Annotated in this window: 24 protein-coding genes; 10 read left to right on the top strand and 14 right to left on the bottom strand. The window is 38.8% G+C overall.

Translation table 11 applies throughout. The annotated features are described in order from the left end of the window. Window positions 1–65 precede the first annotated feature (65 nt). From ACM44_RS09070 to hutI, 11 genes are all read right to left on the bottom strand, one after another. Window positions 66–716 carry a hypothetical protein gene (locus tag ACM44_RS09070; RefSeq protein WP_048499715.1) on the bottom strand — a complete coding sequence of 217 codons (651 nt, stop codon included), beginning with the start codon at window positions 714–716 and terminating at the stop codon, window positions 66–68. 10 nt (window positions 717–726) lie between these two features. Then, window positions 727–1239 (bottom strand): RNA polymerase sigma factor, encoded by a 513-nt coding sequence (locus tag ACM44_RS09075; protein ID WP_048499716.1) that lies wholly within the window; start codon window positions 1237–1239, stop codon window positions 727–729. Window positions 1240–1348: 109 nt separating this feature from the next. Then, window positions 1349–2566, bottom strand: coding sequence for an outer membrane beta-barrel protein (locus ACM44_RS09080; protein ID WP_048499717.1), 1218 nt, complete (start codon window positions 2564–2566; stop codon window positions 1349–1351). A 53-nt stretch (window positions 2567–2619) separates the two neighbouring features. Next, a complete protein-coding gene (locus tag ACM44_RS09085; protein WP_048499718.1) occupies window positions 2620–3033 on the bottom strand; it encodes a PaaI family thioesterase in 414 nt (137 codons plus the stop codon). Window positions 3034–3131: 98 nt separating this feature from the next. Beyond that, on the bottom strand, window positions 3132–3476 hold the full coding sequence (locus ACM44_RS15745) for a hypothetical protein (RefSeq protein WP_241477165.1): 345 nt from the start codon (window positions 3474–3476) through the stop codon (window positions 3132–3134). Window positions 3477–3740: 264 nt separating this feature from the next. Next, the gene (locus ACM44_RS09095; protein ID WP_048499720.1) at window positions 3741–4871 is read right to left on the bottom strand and encodes a 3-hydroxyacyl-CoA dehydrogenase NAD-binding domain-containing protein; all 1131 of its coding nucleotides are present in this window, start codon (window positions 4869–4871) and stop codon (window positions 3741–3743) included. Between the two features lie 85 nt (window positions 4872–4956). After that, window positions 4957–5754, bottom strand: a complete 798-nt coding sequence (locus tag ACM44_RS09100; RefSeq protein WP_048499721.1) for an enoyl-CoA hydratase/isomerase family protein — start codon at window positions 5752–5754, stop codon at window positions 4957–4959. Between the two features lie 146 nt (window positions 5755–5900). After that, the gene (gene paaD / locus ACM44_RS09105; protein WP_183325368.1) at window positions 5901–6362 is read right to left on the bottom strand and encodes a 1,2-phenylacetyl-CoA epoxidase subunit PaaD; all 462 of its coding nucleotides are present in this window, start codon (window positions 6360–6362) and stop codon (window positions 5901–5903) included. 125 nt (window positions 6363–6487) lie between these two features. Further along, complete coding sequence (gene paaC, locus ACM44_RS09110) at window positions 6488–7237, bottom strand: 1,2-phenylacetyl-CoA epoxidase subunit PaaC (RefSeq protein ID WP_048499723.1); 750 nt, start codon at window positions 7235–7237, stop codon at window positions 6488–6490. Between the two features lie 77 nt (window positions 7238–7314). Next, on the bottom strand, window positions 7315–7596 hold the full coding sequence (gene paaB, locus ACM44_RS09115) for a 1,2-phenylacetyl-CoA epoxidase subunit PaaB (RefSeq protein WP_048499724.1): 282 nt from the start codon (window positions 7594–7596) through the stop codon (window positions 7315–7317). Between the two features lie 38 nt (window positions 7597–7634). After that, a complete protein-coding gene (gene hutI / locus ACM44_RS09120) occupies window positions 7635–8858 on the bottom strand; it encodes an imidazolonepropionase (protein WP_048499725.1) in 1224 nt (407 codons plus the stop codon). Between the two features lie 245 nt (window positions 8859–9103). On the opposite strand from hutI, the gene ruvB reads away from it, so the two are divergent. The 4 genes from ruvB to coaE all read left to right on the top strand — a co-directional run bounded on the left by ruvB (window position 9104) and on the right by coaE (window position 12349). Further along, on the top strand, window positions 9104–10126 hold the full coding sequence (ruvB, locus tag ACM44_RS09125; RefSeq protein ID WP_048499726.1) for a Holliday junction branch migration DNA helicase RuvB: 1023 nt from the start codon (window positions 9104–9106) through the stop codon (window positions 10124–10126). A gap of 38 nt (window positions 10127–10164) precedes the next feature. Then, entirely contained in the window at window positions 10165–10773 is a 609-nt protein-coding gene (locus tag ACM44_RS09130; protein ID WP_048499727.1) for an FMN-binding negative transcriptional regulator, read from the top strand. A gap of 71 nt (window positions 10774–10844) precedes the next feature. Further along, on the top strand, window positions 10845–11711 hold the full coding sequence (locus tag ACM44_RS09135; RefSeq protein ID WP_048499728.1) for an MBL fold metallo-hydrolase: 867 nt from the start codon (window positions 10845–10847) through the stop codon (window positions 11709–11711). 14 nt (window positions 11712–11725) lie between these two features. Continuing rightward, window positions 11726–12349 (top strand): dephospho-CoA kinase, encoded by a 624-nt coding sequence (gene coaE / locus ACM44_RS09140; protein ID WP_048499729.1) that lies wholly within the window; start codon window positions 11726–11728, stop codon window positions 12347–12349. Between the two features lie 114 nt (window positions 12350–12463). On the opposite strand, the gene ACM44_RS09145 is transcribed toward coaE, so the two are convergent. Then, window positions 12464–13093 carry a response regulator gene (locus ACM44_RS09145; RefSeq protein ID WP_206540195.1) on the bottom strand — a complete coding sequence of 210 codons (630 nt, stop codon included), beginning with the start codon at window positions 13091–13093 and terminating at the stop codon, window positions 12464–12466. After that, window positions 13083–15035 carry a tetratricopeptide repeat-containing sensor histidine kinase gene (locus tag ACM44_RS09150; RefSeq protein WP_048499730.1) on the bottom strand — a complete coding sequence of 651 codons (1953 nt, stop codon included), beginning with the start codon at window positions 15033–15035 and terminating at the stop codon, window positions 13083–13085. Before ACM44_RS09150 ends, ACM44_RS09145 begins: the two co-directional genes overlap by 11 nt. Before the next feature lie 190 nt (window positions 15036–15225). Between ACM44_RS09150 and ACM44_RS09155 the strand changes: the two genes are divergently transcribed. The 6 genes from ACM44_RS09155 (at window position 15226) to ACM44_RS09180 (ending at window position 22597) form a co-directional block, all read left to right on the top strand. After that, entirely contained in the window at window positions 15226–17082 is a 1857-nt protein-coding gene (locus ACM44_RS09155) for a T9SS type A sorting domain-containing protein (protein WP_048499731.1), read from the top strand. Between the two features lie 62 nt (window positions 17083–17144). Beyond that, window positions 17145–17783, top strand: coding sequence for a T9SS type A sorting domain-containing protein (locus ACM44_RS09160; protein WP_048499732.1), 639 nt, complete (start codon window positions 17145–17147; stop codon window positions 17781–17783). 11 nt (window positions 17784–17794) lie between these two features. After that, window positions 17795–19483 carry an SBBP repeat-containing protein gene (locus tag ACM44_RS09165; RefSeq protein ID WP_160303998.1) on the top strand — a complete coding sequence of 563 codons (1689 nt, stop codon included), beginning with the start codon at window positions 17795–17797 and terminating at the stop codon, window positions 19481–19483. Between the two features lie 38 nt (window positions 19484–19521). Next, window positions 19522–20796, top strand: coding sequence for a hypothetical protein (locus ACM44_RS09170; protein ID WP_048499734.1), 1275 nt, complete (start codon window positions 19522–19524; stop codon window positions 20794–20796). Between the two features lie 114 nt (window positions 20797–20910). After that, entirely contained in the window at window positions 20911–21945 is a 1035-nt protein-coding gene (locus ACM44_RS09175) for a hypothetical protein (protein ID WP_048499735.1), read from the top strand. A 25-nt stretch (window positions 21946–21970) separates the two neighbouring features. Continuing rightward, the gene (locus ACM44_RS09180; RefSeq protein WP_048499736.1) at window positions 21971–22597 is read left to right on the top strand and encodes a T9SS type A sorting domain-containing protein; all 627 of its coding nucleotides are present in this window, start codon (window positions 21971–21973) and stop codon (window positions 22595–22597) included. 305 nt (window positions 22598–22902) lie between these two features. Here the strand turns inward: ACM44_RS09180 and ACM44_RS09185 are convergent. Beyond that, the coding region (locus tag ACM44_RS09185) for a T9SS type B sorting domain-containing protein (protein ID WP_048499737.1) at window positions 22903–24801 on the bottom strand (1899 nt) is incomplete at its 5' end.

The following is a 24801-nucleotide window of genomic DNA, read 5'->3' on the forward strand; positions in this document are numbered from 1 at the left end:
GATGCTTGGTTTAATATTTTTAAAATGGAATAGTGCCAAAGAGGCTATTCTTTTAATGCTTTTTTTTATTCATTAATAAAATTCGGAATCGCTTCCGTTTTTGCCACGGTTTTTGATACATTTTCAGACAGGATTCTGAATGAATATTTGGTCAGATCGATGGCTTCTTTTTCGTTTTCAATCCGTTGTCCGTTGATGATCACGTAATTGGATTGGTATTCCGGTGTTGCAGATTTTTTGGGTGCAGATTTTTCGGGTGCGGAAACATAATGCTGCCGAACCTGTTTCTTCAGCCGACCTCTTGCCGGCAGGATTTTGTCTATGATTTCATCATCGCTGGTTATGGTTGCCGAATCGGTGACGATGCTGTCTCGAACGGTTCTCAGCGAATCCGCGGTGTGCACTGCCACTATTTCGCCGTCATTTCCGAAATCGGGTTTTTGTTTCAGGATTTCGTTTTTCACGAAATCATCCTGTTCAGTGATCGATTTTTTATGGAACACCTTAAAGAAAATTCCGACTGATACAAGCAGTACTACACTTGCGGCCATTGAAAATAATTTCGGGAAAGACGCGCTTTTCTTTTTTGAAATGATCTGAATTGGCTTTTCCTTTTCGGTCTCTTTCAAGAAATCCTCGAAATCCCAGTTCATCTTCTCGGATTTTAATTCCTTGAAAATTTCACTGTATTTTTCCTTGGGCTTTTCGTTTTTCATTGCAATGCATTTATAAATTCTCGATCATTCTATTTTCAAAATCCATGAGGTTCTGGATTTGTTCCTTAATCTTGGTTCGTGCCCTCATCAAGTTTACCCGAACTGCATTCTCCTCCATTTCCAGGATTTCAGAAATTTCAGAAACTTCATATTCCTCCACATCTTTCAGGTGAATCACGGCTTTTTGTTTTTCGGGAAGCCCGTTGATGAAGGCGATGATCTGTTCCTTCAGATTGTTGGTCTCGATCTGGTAAAGCTCACTTCGGTGCAATTGGAAATCTGCAAAACCCATTTTCACGTCGTGGTGCTTCAGCCGGTTCAGGCACTCGTTTTTCACCGATTTTAGCGCATAAGATTTTAGGTTTCCGAATTGGGCGAGTTCTTCTTTTTTCTGCCAAAACTTCATCATCAGATCCTGCACTACATCTTCCGCTTCGTCACTGCTCATCACGAATCTTTTCGCAAAACGGTACATCTCGTCCTTGAGGCAAAAGACCGTGTTTTTGAATATCTCGTGAGTCATAGTTTCGTTTCTAGTAGTAAGACAACGAAGGTCGGAAATTTATTATATGGAAATAAAAAAAACTTCAAAAAATGAATTTTGAAGTTTTGTGTTAAATATTTAGTGCTTGCTAAAAGAGGGTGTAACTCAATATCAGAGAGAGATTCTTGTAACTGGAGCTCCAAAATACATATTCTGCCGTAATTCCGTGAGGAGTGGTCATTCTTGCTTCCGCGGCAAATTTGTTTTTGTAATTATATCCTAAACCGAAAGCAATGGAGGGTTGCACTTTGGAATCAAGAGAATTCAAAACTGAATTATCTGATCTTTTCATGGCGATTTCAGATGACAAGACAATTCCGGTGACATATTGCGCGTTTAAGAATAGTTTTGATTCGTTATTTATGTACATATAGTGTCTAAATCCAATCGGGATTTCAATTACGCTATATTTTGCAGAGATCAGTAATTGGCCTCCGGAAACTTGTGACCAATTATTGGTGATTTCCGATTGGTAATACTGGTAATTGGGTTCAATGATGATTCCCCATTTTCTTTTGTTGAATGGAAGAATGTACTCGAATTCCAGGCCAATTCCAAAAGTGGTCTTCGATCCCATATTGAAGTTTAGTCCTTCATAACTGTTTGAAAACTCTAGCGAATTAAAATTCATTCTTGGCCGAATGTTGAGGTTAAATTCGCCTTTTGTCTCTTGCTTCGCCACCGTTATATTTTCCGGATTTTTACATTGATTGTATTTGGCGAAAATAGCGGTCAAATCTTTTTCTTTATATTCCGTGTTTTCAATTTCTTTTTCGGTAATGGCTGAACAGAGAAGATCTTGCTTCAATTGGTTTTTAAATTCCTTATTATAAACCATGTCACCTGCTCCCAGAAGGTATGGTTTATAGATTAACTGCTCTATCGCTCCAGTATTGTTTTGGATGAAATATCTGTTCTGATTGGGTTCTGCGTATTTGAAAAGGCTAATATCGCCTTTAACCAGTTCTTTTAAAAATAGGGTTTCCTCTCTAAGATCCGGATTTTTATCCGTAGTTAGATTATTCAAACTGATGCTTGAACGGTCAATTTTTACTTCGGCTCTGAGGAATCGAGTCCCTCTATAAATACCGAATTCTTTTACATTTTTAATCGTTGCGGTTTGTGCTTTGTCTGCTTCAGATGTTTTATAATCAAAGGAATCCGGATTATTCTTCCAATCCATGTTTTTGATTAATACTTCCTGTTTAGTGTTTTTATTATCAATAAGGTATCCTTTTTCAAATTTGATTTGTCCAAAAGAAAATGCCGATAAGAGCAGCATAAAAACAAGTAAAGATTGCTTCATTATTTTGATTTAATGGTTTGAATTTTTTGAATAGGTAAATATAATTATTAAACTCATAGCTCCGTCACTTTTTTCTCAATCTTATAAACCGTTCCCCGAAAAGTCGCCACCAAGACTTTGTGTTGGTTGGTAATGGAAATATCATACACGCCGGTTTTTCGGGTGTCGGAAATCAAAACGCTTTCTGCGGTCAAGGTGTCGCCCAATCTCACGGCTTTCGTGAAATTCATGATGCAGTTCAGTGCCACGGAAGCTTCATTCGTGTTGTTGCTCGAAAAAGCCAGCGCCGAATCGGCGAGTGAAAAAGTAACGCCGCCATGAACGGTTTTCAGTCCGTTGATCATTTCCTGTTTCACGGGCATTTCTATTAAACAATATTTTTCGCGGACTTCAATCAGTTTTATCCCCATCCATTGCGAGAAATGGTCCTGATTGAGCATGTATTGGGCGAGTTCGTGTGGAGACATATTGAGTGATTAGGTTTTTGAGTTATTGGGGCAATTTGAAAATGGGTTAATTTTCAAATCTTTATTAATGAAATGATTGATGAGGGAATTTTACGCTTTTATTTTTCAATATTTTGGCGGTATAATGTTTTTCCAATTTGATATTGAAAAATTATGAAAATCAGCCCCACCAAAATTTTTACAGATGCGGTAGCAATCTCTGATTTTATATTTAAAGTATTGATGTCTTCAACCAACTGTTTATTCATGTTGAACACTTTCGAAAGAATGAATAACTTATTCACCAATTCGGGAATCGCATCAAATAAAAGCAATATTCCAATAGATAAAATTGCTATTTGCAACAGATTTTCGGCATTTAGTTTCTCAAAATTTATTTTTTCTTCTAAAAAATTCTGTGGCTTGATTTTATTAATAATCAGATCAGGATTTATGATGAGCACATAGAAAACTGCAAGGATCAGTGCTACAATTAAGATCAGGTAAATCCAGGTTTGAAAGATTCCGGTTCGCACATCAAATGGAAAAAGCAAATCAGCATTTATGATATACGTGAATTGTTGCGGTAGAAATGTGAAAACTAAATGTATAACAGCATATAATCCGAAAATTCTGAAGATAATTCGCAGTAGATTTCTGATTTCCATGATTTTTTTTTGGTAAATTTATTAATTGCTGTGTTTTTACATTGCGCCATTAATTCATTCTCACATTTTTCTAAGCAAAGGGCTTTGCCGATAGCGTTCTTCCTGATATTCGTTGTAAAGGTCTTGCAAAGTTTCGGAAATTTTTCCGTAGCCTATTTCAAATCCCCACGCCAATAATCCTTTCGGATAATTCACGCCTTTTTGCATCGCCAATTCCAAATCCTCGTCATTGGCAATTCCCAATCTTTTAGCTTCCACGGCTTCATTGATGAGCATGGAAATAATCCGGTTGAAAATGGTTTGGTACAGTTCGTCGTCTTTTTCTGGAGCAGGTTTTTCCGCATTTTCCGCATAGTCAAAAAATCCCTTTCCGGTTTTTCTTCCAAGTAGTTTTGCTTCCGCCATTCTTTGTTGGAGTAGGGAAGGTTTGTATTTAGGGTCGTAGAAATAATCGGCATACACTGTTTTCGTAACCGAGAAATTCACATCAATTCCAATCAAATCCATCAATTCGAAAGGTCCCATCCGGAAATTCCCCAAAGTCCGCATCGCATCATCGATTTGTTCGGGTGTGGCAATGTTTTCTTCAGCGATTCTCAACGCTTCCCCATAAAACGGACGAGCAATTCTGTTGACGATAAATCCCGGAACATCTTTCGCAATCACGGGAACTTTTCCCCAACTTTCCATTAAGGAATAGATTTTTCGCGCTAAAGTTTTCTCGGTTAAAAGTCCTGGAATTACTTCCACCAAAGGCATCAGCGGAGCCGGATTGAAAAAATGGATACCGATAAAACGCTCCGGATTTTTTAGTTCTGAAGAAAGTGAAGTAATCGAAATAGAAGAAGTATTGCTGGAAATAATACATTGATCAGAAACAATTTCTTCTAAACTTTGAAAGACTTTTGTTTTGATTTCTTTATTTTCAATGATAGCCTCAATCACCAAATCGCAAGCTGCAAAATCCTGAAGTTCGGTACAGGGCTTTATTCTATTAAAAATATCCTGACTTTTCTCTGAAGATATTTTTTGTTTTTCGACTAATTTTTTTAAAGTTTTGTTTAAATTCAATAATGCTTTTTCGGTTTGTTCCGAATTGGCGTCATACAAAAAAACATCAGAGCCTGAAGTTGCCGCAACCTGCGCAATTCCGATTCCCATGGTTCCGGAACCAATTATTCCAATTTTCATAAATTAAAAATGTGAAAATCCATCAATGTGACAATCAAAATGCAAAATTGGCAGATTGCCGCATTGATAAATGGTTAGATTAATCTTATTTTCCTCTGTATTCTGGTTTTCTTTTTTCCAGAAAGGCCGTAACTCCTTCCATGAAATCTTCCGATTCTGCGGCTTCCTGCTGCAGGATTCCTTCAATATCCAACTGTTGGCTTAAAGTATTTTCGTAAGATTCGTTGAACGCTTTTTTGGTTAAGGAAATTGCTTTTGTAGGTAAATTTGAAATCTGTGCTAAAATCCCCATTGCATTGACCATGAAGTTTTCATCTTCAAAAACATCGGCGATCAACCCCATTTCTTTAGCTTCCACTGCGGGAAGTTTTTTTCCGGTGAAAGCCAGATAATTTGCCTGCTGTCTTCCCAAAAGTTTTGGCAGCCAATACGTTCCGCCGGTATCCGGAATCAGCCCGATGTTCACGAATGCTTGTGAAAAATAAGAGGATTGTGTCGCCAAACAGATGTCGCAGATCAAAGCCAACATTGCACCTGCTCCCACTGCAGGACCATTCACTAATGAAATTACCGGTTTTCTGCAGTTGGCAATTTCTTTTACCAAAGGATTATAATAATCGATCACCATTCGCTGGATCACTCTTTCTTCCTGCGGATCGCTGAAAGACATGGCGTCTTTTAAATTCTGGCCAGAACAAAACGCTTTTCCGCGACCTGAAATCGCAAGACAGCGGACGTCCTGATTGCGGCTTCCATCGTGAATGAAATTTTTCAGTTCAGAAAGTAAGGTTTTATTTAAACTGTTATAAGTTTTCTCGTCGTTGAGATAGGCGATGAGCAGTTTCCCATCAAGATGAGTTTCTATTTCGAGTTGTTTGTACATAATTTTGTTGCGATGATTTGAGAGTCCGTTCAAATGGACTTTAACAAAGATAAAGTTTTAATACTATTTAAAATAAAAGTTGTTATGTTCAGAATAGGGGTGATTCCAATCGTCGAATCGGCTCATCATCAAATCCTCGCATCACTTTAATGGCATTTAAAATAATCGAATGGTTCCAGGCAATCGTTGCATTGGTAGGTTGCTTTGCAAAGCGTTGAACCAAACCTGCTGATTTCCCGGGTGTTTTCTGAGCCGCATCTCGGACATTTTTTAGGTACGTTCAGATGATTTTCATTCGCCCCTTTTTCCGGTGGCGTGATTCCGTAAGATCTTAGTTTTTCACGGGCTTCGTCGGTCATCCAATCGGTGGTCCAAACCGGGGAAATTTTAGTGGTCACTTTTGCGGAAATTCCTTTTTCCCTAAAAAGTTTAATGATGTCTTCCTCAATATTAAACATCGCCGGACAAGCCGAATAGGTCGGCGTGATCACGATTTCTGCCTCATTTTCCGAAATCATTTTCGCGTCGCGCACAATTCCGAGCTCCACGATGTTGATTACGGGAATTTCGGGATCGGGAATCGTTCTTAGCAATGTTAATAATTCCATATTAATTTAATGTAACAATGTAGCAATCTGTACTAGTATCTGAAATTGCTTATCTGCTGCAACGTGAAACGTGAAACTTGAAACGTGAAACTTGAAACCTAAAACCTCAAACCTCAAACTTGTTTTTACCAAACACAATCCGGATACGTTCGCTGCATATATTGCAATTCGCAAAGGATATAACCGAAATATTCCGTGTGGTAACCGGTTCTGGAACCTTTCTGCATAAATTCGCTTTCAGGAATCGCAATTCCGAATTTGGCGAAATCTTTGGCGACTTCTTTTTTCCATTCCCCGTAAATCATTTTACCGTCTGGAACGATTTCGAGTTTCCGCAAATCCTCTTCACCGGAGGTTTCCGCAAAGATTCCGGCAGTGTATTCCCAAAGGTTTTCCACCGCATTTTGAAGCCGGGTTTTGCTTTCGTCGGTTCCGCCCGCAAACATTTTAATCCACGTCGAAGCATGTGTGTAATGGTATTTCACTTCTTTTAAAGACTTCTCTGCAATGCCGGAAAGTTGCGCGTCGCTGCTTTTCATCAGATTTTCATAAAGAAGTTTCAGGTAAACCGAAAAGAAATAGACTTTCAGGATGGTTTGAGCATAATCACCGTTTGGAAGTTCCGATAGTTGACAGTTCAGATATTCTTTTTCCAGACGCAGGAAAGCCAAATCGTCTTCAGTCTTCCCTAAATTCTGGACTTGGGCGGCATATTTGAAAAAATTATTGCTCTGTCCCAAATAATCCAGCGCGATATTAGTCAAAGCGATGTCTTCTTCCAGATAAGGTCCTTTTCCGCAGAGTTCGCCCAACCTTTGACCAAAAATCAAAGTATCGTCGGCTAATTTTAAAGTATAATTAAAAAGTGGATTCATTTTTTTGGATTAAAGATGATAGAATAAAGAGCAAAGTCAAAGGACTTTTGTCTATTCTCTTTTTTCTTAAGGTCTTTTTACATATTTTTCACATCATTCGGAATTTCGTAAAAAGTCGGATGACGGTACAATTTGTCATCGGCAGGATCAAAAAATGCTTCTTTATCGACGCCTTCGGAAGTGACCAAATATTTACTCGGCACCACCCAAATCGAGGTTCCTTCCATTCTTCTGGTATAAACGTCTCTTGCGTTTTGCAACGCCATTTCAGCAGTCGCGGCTTGCACGGTTCCCGCGTGTTTGTGGGAAAGTCCGGGTTTTGTTTGGATGAAAACTTCCCACATTTCTAAGTTGCTCATTGTGCTAATTTTTATGGTTTTAAAGATAAATCTTTTTTTTAAATTTTTTCGCCGTCAATGTAAACGGATTCCGCCTTTAAACTTCCCTGTTGATAAAGAATGTTCTGAAAATTATCGGTCTTAAAAGTGACAAAATCTGCCTTTTTGCCTTTTTCTAAAGTTCCGCGGTCTTCTAAACTTAATGCAAAAGCCGAACGAAACGTAATTCCAGCCAAAACTTCTGCCGTGGAAAGCTTCTCGAAAGTGGCTAAAATAGAAGCTTGGGCAATGAGATTTCCCATCGGGGCGGAACCGGGATTCCAATCCGATGCGATGGCGAGAATTCCACCCTGGTCTAAAATTTTTCTGGCCGGTGTAAATTTTTCGCCTAAACCTAAACTTGCTCCCGGAAGTGCAGTTGCAACCGTTTCGGATTTTGCCAAAAATGCTATGTCTTCATCAATCGTTGCTTCCAAATGATCAGCGGATTTTGCTCCTACTTCTACCGCGATTCTGGAACTTCCGGGCGTGAACTGATCGGCATGAACAGTGATTTCAAAACCTAAATCTTTAGCCTTGATCAAAAACGCTTTGCTTTCTTCCGGCTGAAATGCAGATTTCTCAATGAAGATATCTACTCGGTTTGCAAGATCTTCTTCTTTCACTTTAGGTAAAATCTGCTCCAAAATATAATCCAGATATGCTTTGGAAGTTCCTTCAAAATCTCTGGGTTTCAAGTGCGCAGAAAGACAGGTCGGAACCAAAGTCGCTTTAGTAAGCGTTTGCGCTTTTTTGATGACGCGCAACATTTTCAGTTCGTTTTCCAGATCCAAACCGTAACCGGATTTTATTTCAATAGTTGTAATTCCCAAACTGATCAGAAAATCAATTCGTTCTAACGTTGTTTTCAATAATTCCTCTTCTGATGCATTTCTGGTATGCTGAACGGAACTCCAGATTCCGCCGCCGCTTTCTGCAATTTCAAGGTAAGTTTTTCCGGCGTTTCGCATGGCGAAATCATTCGCACGGTTTCCACCGAAACAGATGTGTGTGTGGGAATCTGTAAAAGCGGGAACTGCGATTTGAATGTCATCGGGGAGTTCTTTTTCTGCAGCAGGATTTTCAGTATTTAATTTTTCGTAATTTCCCACTTCTGCAATTTTTCCGTTTTCAATTAGAATTCCACCGTTTTCGATGATTTCTAGTTGGTGGTCTGAAAGTTTTCCGCGCAAAGGAAGGTTGGCTAAAGTGATAATTTGCTTAAAAGGACCGATTAATTTCATAAGCGTAAAATTAGGAATTAAAATTAGATGTTGAAAGATCGATTTAACCGGCATATCACGGCTTCGCGGTTTCCTTTTAGAAGTGTGATTTTTTCTGCCAACATTTTGCTGCTTTACACCTTCGTTTTATCATTTTGGTTTAAATTGTAAACCCTATTTTTCTAAAATATAATCTTTGGATAATCCATTCACTCTACCCAAATCCTCGCAGAAATCCTTATCTTTGGAATTCAAAACAGACCGTAATGCCCGATTTTTTATATGCCGATAAGGAGAATTATTCCCACGAGGAATTGATGCAGGAAGAGAAAATCCGTCCGCAGAGTTTTGCGGATTTTGCCGGACAAAGGAAAACTTTGGATAATCTGGAAGTTTTCGTGGCGGCCGCGAAAAATCGTGGTGGCGCTTTGGATCATGTGCTGTTGCACGGTCCTCCCGGATTGGGAAAAACTACTTTGGCCCACATCATCGCGAACGAACTCGGGGTGAACTGCAAGATTACTTCGGGTCCCGTTTTGGACAAACCCGGAAGTTTGGCTGGATTGCTCACCAATTTAGAGGAAAACGACGTTTTGTTTATCGATGAAATCCACCGTCTGTCGCCGATTGTGGAAGAATATCTGTACTCGGCAATGGAAGATTACAAAATCGACATCATGCTGGAAACCGGACCGAATGCTAGAAGTGTTCAGATTGGTTTAAATCCTTTTACGCTCGTTGGAGCAACCACCAGAAGCGGAATGTTGACCAAACCGATGCTCGCAAGATTCGGGATTCAAAGCCGGCTGGAATATTACACGGTGGAGCTTTTGGGAATGATTATCGAAAGAAGTGCAAGGGTTTTGGGCGTGAAAATCTACGAGGATGCCGCACTGGAAATTGCCAGAAGAAGCCGGGGTACGCCAAGAATTGCGAACGCATTATTGCGGAGGGTTCGTGATTTTGCCGAGATAAAAGGAAATGGCGAAATCGAAATTGAAATTACCAAATTCGCATTAAATTCTTTAAATGTTGACGAATTCGGATTGGACGATATGGACAACAAAATCATGCGGGTCATGATAGAAAATTTCCGTGGGAAACCGGTGGGAATTTCTGCGTTGGCAACTTCTATTGGCGAAAATCCGGAAACTTTGGAAGAGGTTTATGAGCCGTTTTTGATCCAGGAAGGATTTATTATCCGAACGCCGAGAGGACGGGAAGTGACGGAGAAAGCGTACCGACATTTGGGTATTTCGAGAGCGAAAAATCCTGGGGAACTTTTTTAGGGTTTTCTCAAAGATTATAAATCTTTAAATGAAGCAAAATGCACATCCCAAAAATCTATAGAAGCGAAGATGTTTCATTAATGAAAAAAATCATTGATGAAAACGGTTTTGCACTTTTAATTTCGGATAAGGAAAAATTATCTGCAACCCATTCGATGTTTTTGATGAATGAAAATGAGGGCGGTTTTTATCTGGAAACACATCTTTCAAAAGCCAATTTTCAGGCAAAGGTTTTGAAGGACGGCGATGAGGTGCTGTGTGATTTTTTGGGAGCGAATTGCTATATTTCTTCAAGTTGGTACAACCATAAAAATGTTTCGACCTGGAATTATCAGGCAGTCCAAATCCGCGGAAAGGTAGAGGCGATGACGGATGACGAACTTTATGACCATTTGAAACGGATGACCTTCAAATATGAAAAATCCCAGAAATGTCCTTTTCTTGTGGAAAATATGGGTGACGATTTTGTGAGAAAGGAAATGAGGGGCGCATTTGGAATCAATATCATACCGACCGAGATTTCGATTGCAAACAAACTCTCGCAGAACCGGAACGAAGAAGACACCAAAAGGATTATAGAACACCTGCAGGAACTTGGCGATCCGGGTTCGCTGCAAATTGCTGAAAACATGCTGAAATTAGAATAGCGGTGTAAGCGTTGTTAGCGCTTTAAGCGCTAACAACGCTGCTCGCTTTTAAATACACAAAAATATATTTTATGAAACTCTATCCCATACAATGCGGAAAATTTAAACTAGACGGTGGCGCCATGTTCGGTGTGGTGCCGAAAACCATTTGGGAACGCACCAATCCCGCAGATGAAAGAAACTTGATAGAACTCGGAACCCGCTCGCTTTTGGTGGAAGACGGCAAAAAACTCATCCTCATCGATTGTGGGCTGGGAAACAAGCAGGACGAGAAATTCTTCGGCCACTATTCACTTTGGGGAGATGATTCTCTGGATAAGAACCTGAAGAAATATGGCTTTGTACGCGATGATATTACCGATGTTTTCCTGACGCATCTTCATTTCGACCACTGCGGTGGTGCGATTGAGTGGAACGACGAGAGAACCGGTTATCGTCCCGCCTTTAAAAATGCACATTTCTGGACCAATGAAAACCACTGGAAATGGGCTACAGAACCGAACGCAAGAGAAAAAGCCAGTTTCCTGAAAGAAAATATCCTTCCAATGCAGGAGAGCGGACAACTCCAGTTTCTACCGATTCCATCAACCGGAAATTACGGTTTCGCGCCGGATTTGAAAATGGATGTGATTTTTGTGGACGGACACACCGAAAAACAAATGCTTCCCGTTATTCAATATCAGGAAAAAACAGTGGTTTTTGCGGCAGATTTGATTCCGACAGTGGGACATATTCCGCAGGTTTATGTGATGGGTTACGATACCCGACCACTTTTGACCATGGATGAAAAAGGAAAATTTCTGAAACAGTGTATTGATAACGAATACCTGCTTTTTTTCGAGCATGATGCACATCATGAACTGGCTTCCTTAAAAATGACGGAAAGAGGAGTTCGTTTGGATGAAACCTTTTCGATGAACGAAGTCTTTGGTTATTAATAGAAAGTTGGAAAATGGACGAAGAAAGTTTTCACACTAATTCAAAGATTATCGGCTTAACCGGCGGAATCGGTTCGGGGAAATCTACCGTGGCAAAATTCATTGAGGAGATGGGTTTTCCGGTGTATTATTCGGATCTGAGAGCAAAAGAAATTGTGAATGATGATGAAAACCTTAAAGTGGGAATCACTCAGCTGTTGGGAGAAAACGCTTATGACATACACGGACTTTATAACCGAAAATACGTTTCCGAACTGGTTTTTAATAATGAGGATTTGCTGCACCAATTGAACGGAATGATTCATCCTGCGGTGAAATACGATTTTGAGAACTGGGTTTCGCGGCAAACTAAAGATTTCGTTTTTAAAGAAACGGCGCTTCTTTTTGAATTAAAGTTAAACGAAAGCTGCTACCAATCGATCCTCGTAACTGCGGACGACAATCTACGGCTGAAACGCGTGATGGACCGCGACGGAAAAACCTACCGAGAAGTTGAAAGTGTGATGAACAAGCAGATGCCGGAAAAAGACAAAGTCAAACTCGCAGATTTTGTTATTTACAATAACGAGGGAATCGATGAATTGCGCGCTGAAACTGAAAAAGTGATCCAGAAGTTGCTGTTGCAGGAAACCCCTTAGTTTAAGCTCAAAATAAAAAAACCTGAATCCAAATCGAATTCAGGTTTTTTTATGCTTTAAACCTTCAAGGTTTAATACGCCAAAAGCAAATCTTGATGTCGTGATCAGCGGCGTTCAGCGAATTAGGTTAAACTTCACTGCCTGTTTGATCAGGTTTGCCGTATTGTGGGCGTTGAGTTTTGTAAGCAAGCTTTTCCGGTGACTGTCAACGGTATAAGGACTTATGAAAATTTTCTCGGCGATTTGTTGGTTGGTTAATCCTTCCGCAATCAATTCTAAAACTTCTCTTTCGCGACTTGTGATGATTGGGATTTTCTTGAGTTCCGTTTTTTCGTTGGTGCTTAAATTTACATCGACACTCAGATACATTTTGCCTTCTGAAACGGAAAGGATGGCTTTTTTTATTTCTTCTTCGGAAGCATTTTTCACCAAAAAACCATCTGCACCGGAAGCAATCATCTGTGTGATGTAGTTTCTTTCGTTGAAGGTGCTCATCCCGATAATTTTTATGTCCGGGAATTCTTTTTTTATTTTTACGGTGAGTTCAATTCCGTTGATTTCTGGCATGTTGATGTCGGTTAGTACCAATTCGGGCGGATTTTTTTTAATTTTTTCCAAGGCATCAAAGGCATTATTTGCAATACCTGTTAAATCCACAAATTTTATTTGATTCATCATGGCGCGCAATCCTTCCTGTACCATTGGATGGTCATCAACAATCATTATTTTTATTTTATCCATCATGTTCCTCTTTGCATTCGATATAGATAGAAGTTCCTTTTTTTGGTTCGGATTTGATGTCCATCGTTCCTTTCAGATAATTTACTCTGGACAGCAAACTTTGCATCCCGGGAGATTTCAAAATAATTTCTTTGTTTTGCTCCATTCCCTTTCCGTTGTCTTCTATGGTAATGAATATATTATGGTTTTCATCGCGAAGAACCTGCACCAAAATTTGAGTGGCTTCTGCATGTTTTACCGCATTGTTTACCAATTCCTGAATAATTCGGTACAAAATTACTTCGGTTGCATTGCTCATTTTTTCATCAATACCGTGAAGTTCGCAATTAATTTTGAACTTTTGATTTTGGGAAAGCGAATCACAATATTCTAAAATTGCCTGTTTCAAGCCAGTTCTCACTAAAGATTCGGGCATCATGTTGTGTGCAACTCTGCGCATTTCGCTGATGGACTCGTCTAATTTCAACAAAGCCCTATCGAAAGTTATCTTGTTTTCTTCCGATAAAATTAAATTTCCTTTCATAGATCCTAATTGTAGTTTTACGCCACTCAGAAGTCCTCCCAAACCGTCGTGAAGGTCTTTTGCGAGGCGGCTTCTCTCTTCTTCCTGACCTTTGAGTAGGGATTGTGTGGCGAGTAATTGTTTTTCGGTTTCGAGTTCTGTGATGCGCTGTAGCTGTAGTTTTTTGCGGTGGCTGTAGTTGCGGTAAGTCAAAAATAAGATAGTGAGTAAGCCAATTACACTACCGAATGCGATATAGTTGAGGATGTTTTTATTTTTGATTTGGGCTTGCTGAAGTTGTATTTGGTTTTCTTTTTTTTCGGTTTGGTATTTTTTGTCGAGGTTTGCTTCAAAGTCACTTAAATCCTCTTTGTCCAAAATTACCTGTATTGAGTCTGATTTCAATTGATATTCCTTTCCTTTTGCATAATTATGTTTAGCAAAATTTATAAGACAGATTAATTTAAATAAGATTTGTTGTCTTTCATTATCATTTTTTGTTAATTCTAATCCTTTATTCGCTTCTTTTTCTGCTTCATCAAACTTGTCTGAATATAAGTAATCGTAGGCGATATATTCATTTAAGCGACTCAAATCTGACTTTGCAAAAGGAGCATTAGGATTTTTTTTTATAAAAAATTGCAACTGGTTTAAGTAATAGTGGAGTTTTGTTTTATTTCCCGTATATACACCATTATTGATCAAATTGACCAAAGCTTTAACCTTAGAACGTGCTAAATTATTTTTTTCAGAAATTTTTAATAATTCTAAAAATAAACTTTCTGCTTGTTTTATATTTCCTAATTCCTGATATGAAACTGCAGTGTTGTTTATGCTGATTGCCAAACCTTTCAAATTATTATATCGTTTTCCGGCATCAATGCCTTTTTTTCCATAAATTATAGATTTTTGAAAATTGCCTATTTCAAAATAAAGCCGTGAAAGATTTCCGTAGGCAACAGAAAGATTAGCAGTATCTTTTATTTTTTCTGTAAGTTTAATTGCTGATTGCGCTGTTCTAACTGCTAAAGTGTCTTTTTTTAGATTCAAATAAATTACAAATAATGACCTTAAAGCTTCGGCTCTTTGAAAATCGTTATTATTTTGTTCTGCTGTTTTAAGAGCTTTCAAATTATATTTTAATGCTTTGTCAAATTCTTGTGTGGCATGACAAATTTTTAATCCCGAAAAATAATAATCATAGTCATATTGGTGAGCGTTTGTTTTGCCAATCAAACTTTTACCCATTTTCAAAAAATACTTCGCCGAATCTATATCGTCTTGAATGTATTCACTTGTAAGCGTGAAATATAAGTTAATTTTTGCGCTGTCAGTTTTTGAAGTTTTTATCAGGTTTTTTATACTGTCAGTGTTTATTCGTTTTTGCGCAAACAAACCTGGAAAAAACAACACGATAAAAACAAAGGCAGTAATGGTTTTCATAATACAAAATTAGTTCTTGGTTTTTAGAATTTGCCTCCCCATAAAATGGGATTTTGGGGGCATAAAATTTCCCTTTTTTCAGGATTGCCTATTGAGAGACAGCAAAATAACTTTGCTTCATCATCACAAAGATAAATAATGAATCATCAATAAAATTCAAAACATCATGAAAACATTTCAATATTTTTTAATGCTTTTATCCTCCTTGTTCTGGGAAATGGCAAGTGCCCAAAATATTACCACCGTGGGATTGGGATACCCGTTTACTTACGCCACAGATATTGCGCAGGACACCAGTGGAAACCTCTATATCTGCGACAGTACCGATGATTTGATCATGAAAATAGATTCCCACAACAAAACAACCGTAATTTCTGCAGGGAACGGCAAACCCGGTGCAATTGCGCTGGACAGCAACAATAATCTATATGTTGCCTACGACAGTCCGGGAACCAACGGCGGTAAGGTTTTTAAAATGAATACCGACGGAAGTAATCCGGTATTATTTTCAAGTCCAAATGTGGCCATTACCAAAATGAAGTTCATAGGTATTAATCTATGGTATGTTTCTCCTGCACTACAAAATAAACTGGGAAGAATAGATATTGCTAATGGCAGTTTAGGTGCTGCAAACCTGCCTACCAACGTTTCCGGTGCCGAAGACTTTACTTTTGATAATCAGGGCAACAGTTACTATGTGTTTGCAAACAACCCTAAAATTCTAAAAATTAATAATATTTTTACTTCATACTCGGAATCAAACACAACCGGAACCAATATAACGTGCATAGACTATTGCCCAAATCTGAATGCATTGGTTGTAGGCGGAATGTCGGACATTGTATTGATGGATACTTCGGGAACTATGATTACCCATTATACACTTCCTGTTTATCCTGCCGGTCAATTATTTTTACCTCAAGCAATTTCGGCAAAGGATTATCAAAATGCACATTTTGTATTTTTTGATACTGATGGGCGATATAGAACCTATGATTTCAGATACCCCGACAATATCTACATAAAAAGAGGCAGCAATTTCAATACACCTATAGGAATTGTGTTCGATCCTTCTGCATCATTTGAAACCTACTTTGTAAATGATGCAGACGTAAAAACAAGTTATAATGCACTAAAAAAAGTAGTGACCAACTTTTCCGGAATTAATATTTCAAATATATACTATACTTCAAATGTCTTGGCGGGAGGTATATCTATGACTCCCAATCACGGAATCTACGTTTCGGACAGAACGACAAACATCGTAAAAGAAATAAGTAACAGTGGAAGCAATGTAAGTGATGCTATTACAGGAATAAGCTCTATTTACTACGCTGTCAACAATGGACAAAAAGATTATTATTCCCAAACCAATAATTCTGTTATTTTGAGTAGATATTTCTATTTACCAACATTTTCCTGGATTTATGAATATTGGGGAAGCGGAATTGTAAATGCGCGGGGTTTTGACTTCGACAGCGCAGGAAATATCTATGTTGCAGATTATGGTGGAAATGCCATAAGAAAAATTGCGCCCAATAATACCACCACAACTATTGGTCCACAAATAAACAATCCAAGTTCTGTGGCGGTTGATAAAATTCACAATGTAATCTATATTGCCGAAACAGGCAGCAATGCCATAAGAAGAATGGATTTAGACGGAAACAATTTTATCAACATCGGAAGCAATTTCCTGAATCCGGAAGGCGTTTCTTTAAATAACGACGGAACAAAACTCTTCGTAACAGATACGGGGAACAATGTGATTAAAATTGTTGATTTATCCTCCTATCTCTCCACTTCAGAGACCACCGCGGAACAGGTAATCAAAATATACCCCAATCCTGCATCCGACTTTATCTATTTTTCAGCCCTTAAAAAAATAAAATCTGCAGAAATTTATGACCTCAGCGGCAGACAGTTATATAAAAGTAATTCTGTTGGCGATAAAATCTCTGTAGAAAACTTGAAGAAAGGAATTTACCTTATAAAAATTACATTAGAAAATGGGAAAAGTCAAACTTCAAAATTTATTAGAAACTGATCTATTTTTAAGTGCTAAATAAGAAATTTAAGATAATTTTTAAAACATAAAAATAATATATCATGAAAAAAACATTCATTTTTTTTGCCTTTATTGCCTGTTATTTTATGTACAGCCAAGGAATTCAGGCATTAGACGGTTCTAATGTTTATTATCGCTACGCTACCGTTTATGATTGGGATTGCTGCTTGATGAGTCCGGGAATTAATGACGGACAACCTTACAGTTGGCCTGTAGATGGCCATTTCAAGGTAATGTACGACGATTTTGGACAAGGCACAGTTGTAGAGGCAACAGGAGCTTATGCAACTATTAATCCTGTAGGTTCCTCCTATAATGTTAGTTTTGGATATTCCTCAAATCCGACCTATAAAAGCCTTAAAGTTGATGCAAACTGTTGCAATGAATTAGGCGATAAGCTTTATGTACAATTAAGCGAACAGATAATGCTGTCTGTAGATAATATTAATAAAAATTCATTTAAAATATATCCGAATCCGGTTGCTGATTTCATCACCATTCAAAACCCTGAAAACTTTAAAATCAATAAAACAGAAATTTTGGACTTGAACGGAAGATTAATTAAAAGTACCACGATAGAAAACACCAAAATTTCTGTGGAAAACCTCCCAAAAGGAATCTACTACCTGAAAATATCTACTGAAAAATCCGTAGAAAACTTGAAGTTTATCAAAAATTAAATCCCATGATCATGAAAACTCATTTTACCCTTACCGTGTTCATGTTGGCAACCATCATACTGCAAGCACAAAGCTTTCAGTGGGCAACAGGAACAGGAAGCACCAATTTTGATTACGTAAGTTCTGTAAAAACCGATGCCTCTGGAAATGTATATATTACAGGGTTTTTTCAGGGAACTATAGATTTTGATCCCGGGACTGGCACCTATAATCTATCTTCTAACGGAGCAACTGATGTTTTTGTAGAAAAATTAGATGCTGCCGGTAATTTTCTTTGGGCAAAATCCTTTGGAGGAACCGGTAATGATGAAAGTAATTTCATGAATTTGGATGCTTCGGGAAACTTATATATTGTTGGTGTTTTTGCAGGGGCAGTAGATTTTGATCCCGGAACAGGCGTAGCAAATCTTACATCAAATGGAACCACTGATGCGTTTTTACAAAAACTGGATGCCAACGGTAATTTTATTTGGGTAAAATCACTTGGTGGAAATTCCACAATTCAATATGGAAATGCCGTTTCCGTAGATTTTTCGGGAAATGTATATACGACCGGATATTTTTATGGCACACTAGATTTTGATCCCGGAACCGGTGTATCCGAACTCACATCAAACGGAGGCGTAGATGTTTTTATACAGAAATTAGACAACAATGGTAATTTTCTTTGGGCAAAATCTTTTGGAGGATCAGGCAATGAACGTGGAAAATCCATAGCAATAGATACTTCCGGAAACGTGTTTACAACCGGTTACTATACGGATACTGCAGATTTTGATCCCGGAACCGCGGTTTTTAATCTCACATCAAATTATGGTTACGACATCTTTGTACAAAAATTAGATCCCAATGGAAACTTTGTTTGGGCAAAATCCTTCGGCTCATCAGTATTGAATGATTATGGAAATTCTGTTGCCACAGATGCTTCCGGAAATGTATATACCGGCGGTTATTTTGGCGGAACGGTTGATTTTGATCCAGGTTCAGGCACCTACAGCCTCACAGCAGATGTGTATGATGTTTTCATACAAAAAATGGACTCCCAGGGTAATTTTCTTTGGGCGAAATCCTTTGGCGGACCAAACGATGACGAAGGGAATTCTATTGCATTAGATACTTCGGGAAACGTTTATACTACAGGTTTTTACAGAGGTACTGTAGATTTTGATCCGGGAGCGGGAATTTACAGTCTTACTTCTTCAGGAAACAGTGATGTTTTTATACAGAAATTAGATTCAGGCGGTAATTTTAAATGGGCAAAATCTTTTGGAGGCTCTGGTAATGATGAAGGACATTCTATTGCTGTAAATACGTTGGGAGATATTTACACCGCAGGATTATTTTTTAACACTGTAGATTTTGATCCGGATGCGGGAGTCTATACTCTTACTTCTACAGGAAGTGCAGATATTTTTGTGCAAAAACTGAATGATCCCAGCCAAAATCTCGCTTCATCAGAAAATGCCATAAAATCCAACCTTAGAATTTATCCTAATCCCGCGACAGATTTCCTCAACATCCAAAACCCCGGAAATCTTAAAATCTCCAAAGCAGAAATCCTGGACTTGAACGGAAGATTAATTAAAAACACCACGATAGAAAACACCAAAATTTCTGTGGAAAAACTGCCGAAAGGAATGTATTTTCTAAAAATAATTACGGAAAAAGGCATAGAAAATCTGAAGTTTATCAAAAAATAGAATTAAAGTTATTTAAAGTACCTGTAGTGTAATTTATTATGAAAAACTTCATCTTCATTGCATTTTTTTACTCCATTTCTCTTTCTGCCCAAAACTGCAATAAGGGCGATGACCTGTCGCAGCTTTCGGGCTCAAGTGTAGATGCGGCACATTGTGAATGGCCACAGCAAAAAGCGCACTGGTTTGATGAGCTCAAAACACCGGTTAATAAAGCTGCTGCGAATAAGACACTCACACAAATTGAAAATCTTGAAAAAGAAAGCCGGAAAAATTATGCAATAAAAGGAGGCATCCTGAAAATGGCTTTCGGCACTCCATCTAATGCGAATACCTATTTCGGAAAAAACGGGTTGCTGAGCTATGACCTCAACCAGGGTTTCTACGAATATTTCTGCAATAATAACCAACCCAAAGTAAACAGTGAGTACGCCATAGTTTTCAGGGCTTATGTGAACCGTCCTTTTTATGGCATAGAAACCGCATACACCTTTGCAGACGACAATCCCTACTACGAACAGTACAACCAGTACAACGGAAAATTTATCGCGCTCTGCAATTTCCTGAAATTAAATGAAGAAAAAATAAAACCAAACAGCATCAAAGGCTATTATCAGGACATTCCGGAAAGCACCGTGAAATCAGGGAACAGAAGCACCTTCATGACCAGGCACTGGTACTTCACCAAAACGGGGATACAGCCTTTAGTTCCCGTAACACGCAAACAATACCTGGAAGCTCTTTTGGTTTATTATGACCGAGAAGCAATGGCAACTGCCCAAAAAATCAAAGAAATAGAAACCGAATGCGCCAAAATGATGAAAGACCCGGTAAAATTTCCGCAACTTTATGAAAACGGAAAGAAAAATTTGGTGGTCAGAAAAGCCAGATTTCCTGATTGGCAGAAAAAAAACGAAGCAAAAAAAGCGATTGTACAGCAAGCACTGAAAGAAAACTCTGCAGAATGGCTATCGCAACCGGCGGTCGTAAAGCCCCAAAAAGAGATTTTTTACTTTAAAAATTACTACGGCTCCGGCTCTAATGAGTATGTGAATGTAGAAGTAGATTATGCCGACTCATTAGCCGATGCGCAAAAAACCGGGGAATTCACTTTCAGCGGATTTTGGGACGCAAAAGGCGGGACAAAGCTCTACCAATATAATCCTGACTATTTTAAAGGTTCGGAAACTAATCCCACAAAACCTTATCAGATTGAACTTACTTACAGATATATTAACACAATTCTCGGAAAATCATTGGTTGAAAATTTTACAGAGAATTTTGATTTTGAGGGGGTAAGAAAATTATTAGAATAATCAAATATATGGGAACCATTCCAAATGCGAAGGCGATGGAAAAATTTCTTATCTCAACGAAACAACTGCATCAAGCTCGGTAAAACTCCCACCGGGTTTTTAAAACCATTTACTATGAAAACAACCATTTTATTTTTGCTCATCATCCTTTCCACGGGCTTCACTTTTGCCCAAAAAGAAACTTTTGATTTGGTAAGTTATACACCGGTAAAAGGTTGGAAGAAAGAACAAACAGATAAAAGCATTTCTTTTTCCAATATTGAGCAACAGAAGAATACCTTTTGCGTAATCAGTATCTACAAATCACTGGAAGGCGGTGCAGACAGCAAAAACAATTTTGATAATTCCTGGCAAAAAATAGTGCAGGAACCACTCGGCGCGGGAAATCCCAAAATGGAAGCACCCGGAAATGAAAACGGCTGGAATCTTCAGACAGGATCGGCAAAATTCAGTAAAGATGGTTTGGAAGGTATCGCCATATTGGTTACCGCATCATCAGGCAACAAAATGATGAACCTGCTGGTGCTGCTGAATTCAGATAAGTATATGCCGCAGGTGAATGGGTTTATCAGCTCAATTGAATTAAAGCAAACCGGTAAGAGCGTAAATGATGGCGTTTCGCAAACGTTCGCCAGCAAAAGCAATTCATCAGTTACCGGATTATGGACCAATTATATTTTGGAAACAACGGGTTACAGTATCAATGGTATGCCGCAATACACTGCAGGATACCTTAGAAAAGAATACAACTTTTATCCTGATGGCACTTACCTGTTTCGTAACAAACAATGGCTTACTAAGGCAAATAATATTGTATTCATTTACGAAAAGGGGACTTATTCTGTAAACGGCAACCAGATTACCATTACCCCCAAAAACGGGAAATCCGGGTTTTGGACAAAGACCTCGAGTTCTAAGGAATGGGGCAAACTGGTGAAATATTCCGATTATAAGTTGGAGAAAACCACTTACAATTTTGAGATAATAGAAGACCCGACCTATGGGAATAGTATTGTTCTTAAACCGGGAAAACCAACGTTAAGGGACGGCGGCCAATTCAATGCAGCCAATGACCCTTATGAGTTTCGCTACTCGTACAGGACATTGGAAACGTCCATCGACAATCCGCCGGGTTTTAGAATTAATTAACCGATTTTTTCAATAAATAATAAAAATGAAATTTTTAGCATTCCTTTTTTTCAGCATTCTATTAGGGGGCTGTGCCTTTGCCCAAAAAGAAACCTTTGATATTGTAACCTACAACCCACCTTCCGGTTGGGAAGGGAAGCAAGGAAACGGTAATATTTCGTATTCAAAAATTGATGGCGGAAGCTGGGCGCAAATCACCATTTATGAACATCGGAATAGCGAAGGTGATATCAATACCGATTTCGGGGGTTATACAGTGACAGATTCTTCAGGAAATATTTATCTTACCGGAAATACGTTTTCCGACAGTTATATTGCTACAGCCGGGTCTTATCAGGTAAATTACGGAGGCTCCTCCGATGCTTTTTTAGTGAAACTTAACAGCAATGGAGTAATGGCAGTAAATAACGCAGATACACTTATAAATTCCATCAAAATTTACCCCAATCCAACAACGGATTTTATCCATATTCAAAATCCTGCAAATCAGAAAATCATTAAAGCCGAGGTTTTTGACTCAAATGGAAGATTAATTAAAGTTTCTAAAACAGTTGATAACAAAATAGATGTAAAAAATATTGCAAATGGTCTGTATATATTAAAAGTTTCAACGGAGAAAGGTTCTCAAAATCTGAAATTCATTAAAAAGTAAAAAACTGATAATCTTCTCTTATAGTGAGATCTCCTGGAAATTTTCAGGAGATTTTTTTTGATTAAATCAGTGCAGTGACACTTCATGTCCTATTGTTTTTTGCGAACATTATTCTAACGGACATCACACATAAAAATAGTTGCAAAAAATATTGCGAACCTCGGTGAATAAAGACATAAATAAAAATTTTATGAGACAGATTTCATAATTTTTTTGGTATAAGAATGTCAAAAAACAAATGGTCAAACAAAAAAACCTGAATTCAAATCGAATTCAGGTTTTTTTATGCTTCAAAATTTTATGGATTAATCACGGTTTTTCACCAGAACCCAACCTGTGTACTCGGAAAGTGAGTTCATGCCCGGTTCAATCCAGTGCATCACTACCCAATAACTTCCGGTAGGAACAGGTTTTCCGTTTGCGGTTCCGTTCCAGGTGAATCGGTTTGCTTGATCACCGGCAAAGATCAGTTTTCCGTATCGGTCATAAATCTGCATGAAAGGCTCTTCTTTTTTCAGCATGCCGGAATAATTCAGAACATCATTGAATCCATCGCCATTCGGTGTAATCACATTATATGGCTCGAAAACATAGATGTCTGCAGTTACCGGAGCACAATTGTCCGCGGAAATCACAAAGATGGTGTGGTCGCCTCCTTTCACATTATAGAAGACATTTGATGATTGATAGTTTCCGCTGTCGATTGCATACTGGTATGGCGGATTTCCACCGGTAACCTGCACGGTGACAGTGCTTCCCTTGATCTCAACTGCTGTGATTACCGGAAGTGCAACTGCGGTTACCTTCACGTTTTGTCGGTAAACGCAACCATTCCAATACAGATCCACCCAATAATTTCCGACAGGAACATCGATGGTCTGAGTGGTTTCGCCCGTACTCCATAAATAACCGTCGAAGTCTGAACCCGGATCTAATTCTGTGATGGTTCCCGGACAGATCGCTTTATCTTTCAGAATTGTGGATGGTTTCGGCTGTTTGAATTTCAGGTTCAAAGTACCAATCACGTCACAGAAACCAGTTTTGTGGAATCTCAAGTAGAACGTTTTATTTGCCGTGATGGTTTGGGTTGCGGAAATATCCTCTCCCGGAAGGTCGTTTTGTGCTTTGGTGAGGTCGTCAAAATATTTCACGGAAACAGCGTTGTCCGCAGTAAATAAGTTCTTATAATCAGAAAGAGTCACGGTTGTGCTTCCGCTAAGTGTATTGTCACAAACATCTTGATCCGCTGTTGACGTGATCAAAGGAATATTTGGTCCGAATTTGAAATCAAGCTGTTTCCATTCCGGTGGACAGTGCGGAGAATTTGCTCTTACCCAAATTGTGGTATTTGCGGAATAACTCCATGCTGATGGATTTGCAATGTAATTGTTATTGCCGGCAACAGCATCCGAAAGATTCAGGTAATAATGAACCGTAAACAGTGATGCATTGGTAATAATCGAATTGGTCACCACATCTAAATTTACTGGAATCACTCCGTCAAAATTATCGTCACAACCGGTGAAATTGTATCCGCTGAGTTTCCAGATAGGTTTCGGGGATTCGGTGACGGTGATGGTTTTCGTGAATACACATCCCGAAGCATTGGTGAATGCGATGGTGTAAACGCCTCCGGTTAAGGTTGCAGTGTTTGTCGTGGAAATCACGGTGGTTCCCTTTTTCCATAACCATGCGGTGTAGGTAGTTTCCGCATTCAGCGTGATCGAACTTCCCTGGCAAATGGTGTAAGCACTAAGCAAAGCTGTAGGGGTGGACTGTTTGAAAACTATATCCAGTTTTCCGATGACATCGCAGAACCCGGCTTTCTTAAATCTATAATAGAAAGTGGTATTTCCCGTAATGGTTTGTGCGGCCGGGATATTCGGCGTGTTTGCCTGCGCATTAGCCAACGTGGAGAAATACCTCACCGTAGCTGCGGCATCCGCGGTAAAGAGATTTCTATAGGTTCCGAGGTTGATGTTTTCGGTATTGTTCAGGTCATTATCACAAACCGTCACTGAATCGGCGTTTGTAATGAGAGGCAGATCCGTTCCGAAAGTAAAATTCAGCGGCTGCCATTCTCCCGGACAATACGCGGAATCCGTCCTCACCCAAACCGTGGTATTGGCGGTGTAGCTCCAAGTGGCGGGATTTGGGATAAAGTTGTTGTTTCCTGCAGCGGCATCTGTAGCATTTAAATAATA

The organism is Chryseobacterium koreense CCUG 49689 (genome assembly GCF_001045435.1).
GTDB classification, from domain to species: domain Bacteria; phylum Bacteroidota; class Bacteroidia; order Flavobacteriales; family Weeksellaceae; genus Kaistella; species Kaistella koreensis.

Bases quoted from the DNA above. Each gene is read 5' to 3' on its own strand.
- paaD (WP_183325368.1), bottom strand. From the start codon at position 6,362: ATGGAATTATTAACATTGCTAAGAACGATTCCCGATCCCGAAATTCCC.
- ACM44_RS09135 (WP_048499728.1), top strand. From the start codon at position 10,845: ATGAAACTCTATCCCATACAATGCGGAAAATTTAAACTAGACGGTGGC.
- ACM44_RS09075 (WP_048499716.1), bottom strand. From the start codon at position 1,239: ATGACTCACGAGATATTCAAAAACACGGTCTTTTGCCTCAAGGACGAG.
- paaB (WP_048499724.1), bottom strand. From the start codon at position 7,596: ATGAGCAACTTAGAAATGTGGGAAGTTTTCATCCAAACAAAACCCGGA.
- paaC (WP_048499723.1), bottom strand. From the start codon at position 7,237: ATGAATCCACTTTTTAATTATACTTTAAAATTAGCCGACGATACTTTG.
- coaE (WP_048499729.1), top strand. From the start codon at position 11,726: ATGGACGAAGAAAGTTTTCACACTAATTCAAAGATTATCGGCTTAACC.
- hutI (WP_048499725.1), bottom strand. From the start codon at position 8,858: ATGAAATTAATCGGTCCTTTTAAGCAAATTATCACTTTAGCCAACCTT.
- ACM44_RS09145 (WP_206540195.1), bottom strand. From the start codon at position 13,093: ATGATGGATAAAATAAAAATAATGATTGTTGATGACCATCCAATGGTA.
- ACM44_RS09180 (WP_048499736.1), top strand. From the start codon at position 21,971: ATGAAATTTTTAGCATTCCTTTTTTTCAGCATTCTATTAGGGGGCTGT.
- ACM44_RS09085 (WP_048499718.1), bottom strand. From the start codon at position 3,033: ATGTCTCCACACGAACTCGCCCAATACATGCTCAATCAGGACCATTTC.
- ACM44_RS09070 (WP_048499715.1), bottom strand. From the start codon at position 716: ATGAAAAACGAAAAGCCCAAGGAAAAATACAGTGAAATTTTCAAGGAA.
- ACM44_RS09150 (WP_048499730.1), bottom strand. From the start codon at position 15,035: ATGAAAACCATTACTGCCTTTGTTTTTATCGTGTTGTTTTTTCCAGGT.
- ACM44_RS09160 (WP_048499732.1), top strand. From the start codon at position 17,145: ATGAAAAAAACATTCATTTTTTTTGCCTTTATTGCCTGTTATTTTATG.
- ACM44_RS09175 (WP_048499735.1), top strand. From the start codon at position 20,911: ATGAAAACAACCATTTTATTTTTGCTCATCATCCTTTCCACGGGCTTC.
- ACM44_RS09080 (WP_048499717.1), bottom strand. From the start codon at position 2,566: ATGAAGCAATCTTTACTTGTTTTTATGCTGCTCTTATCGGCATTTTCT.
- ACM44_RS09100 (WP_048499721.1), bottom strand. From the start codon at position 5,754: ATGTACAAACAACTCGAAATAGAAACTCATCTTGATGGGAAACTGCTC.
- ACM44_RS09170 (WP_048499734.1), top strand. From the start codon at position 19,522: ATGAAAAACTTCATCTTCATTGCATTTTTTTACTCCATTTCTCTTTCT.
- ACM44_RS09130 (WP_048499727.1), top strand. From the start codon at position 10,165: ATGCACATCCCAAAAATCTATAGAAGCGAAGATGTTTCATTAATGAAA.
- ruvB (WP_048499726.1), top strand. From the start codon at position 9,104: ATGCCCGATTTTTTATATGCCGATAAGGAGAATTATTCCCACGAGGAA.
- ACM44_RS09095 (WP_048499720.1), bottom strand. From the start codon at position 4,871: ATGAAAATTGGAATAATTGGTTCCGGAACCATGGGAATCGGAATTGCG.
- ACM44_RS09155 (WP_048499731.1), top strand. From the start codon at position 15,226: ATGCTTTTATCCTCCTTGTTCTGGGAAATGGCAAGTGCCCAAAATATT.
- ACM44_RS09165 (WP_160303998.1), top strand. From the start codon at position 17,795: ATGAAAACTCATTTTACCCTTACCGTGTTCATGTTGGCAACCATCATA.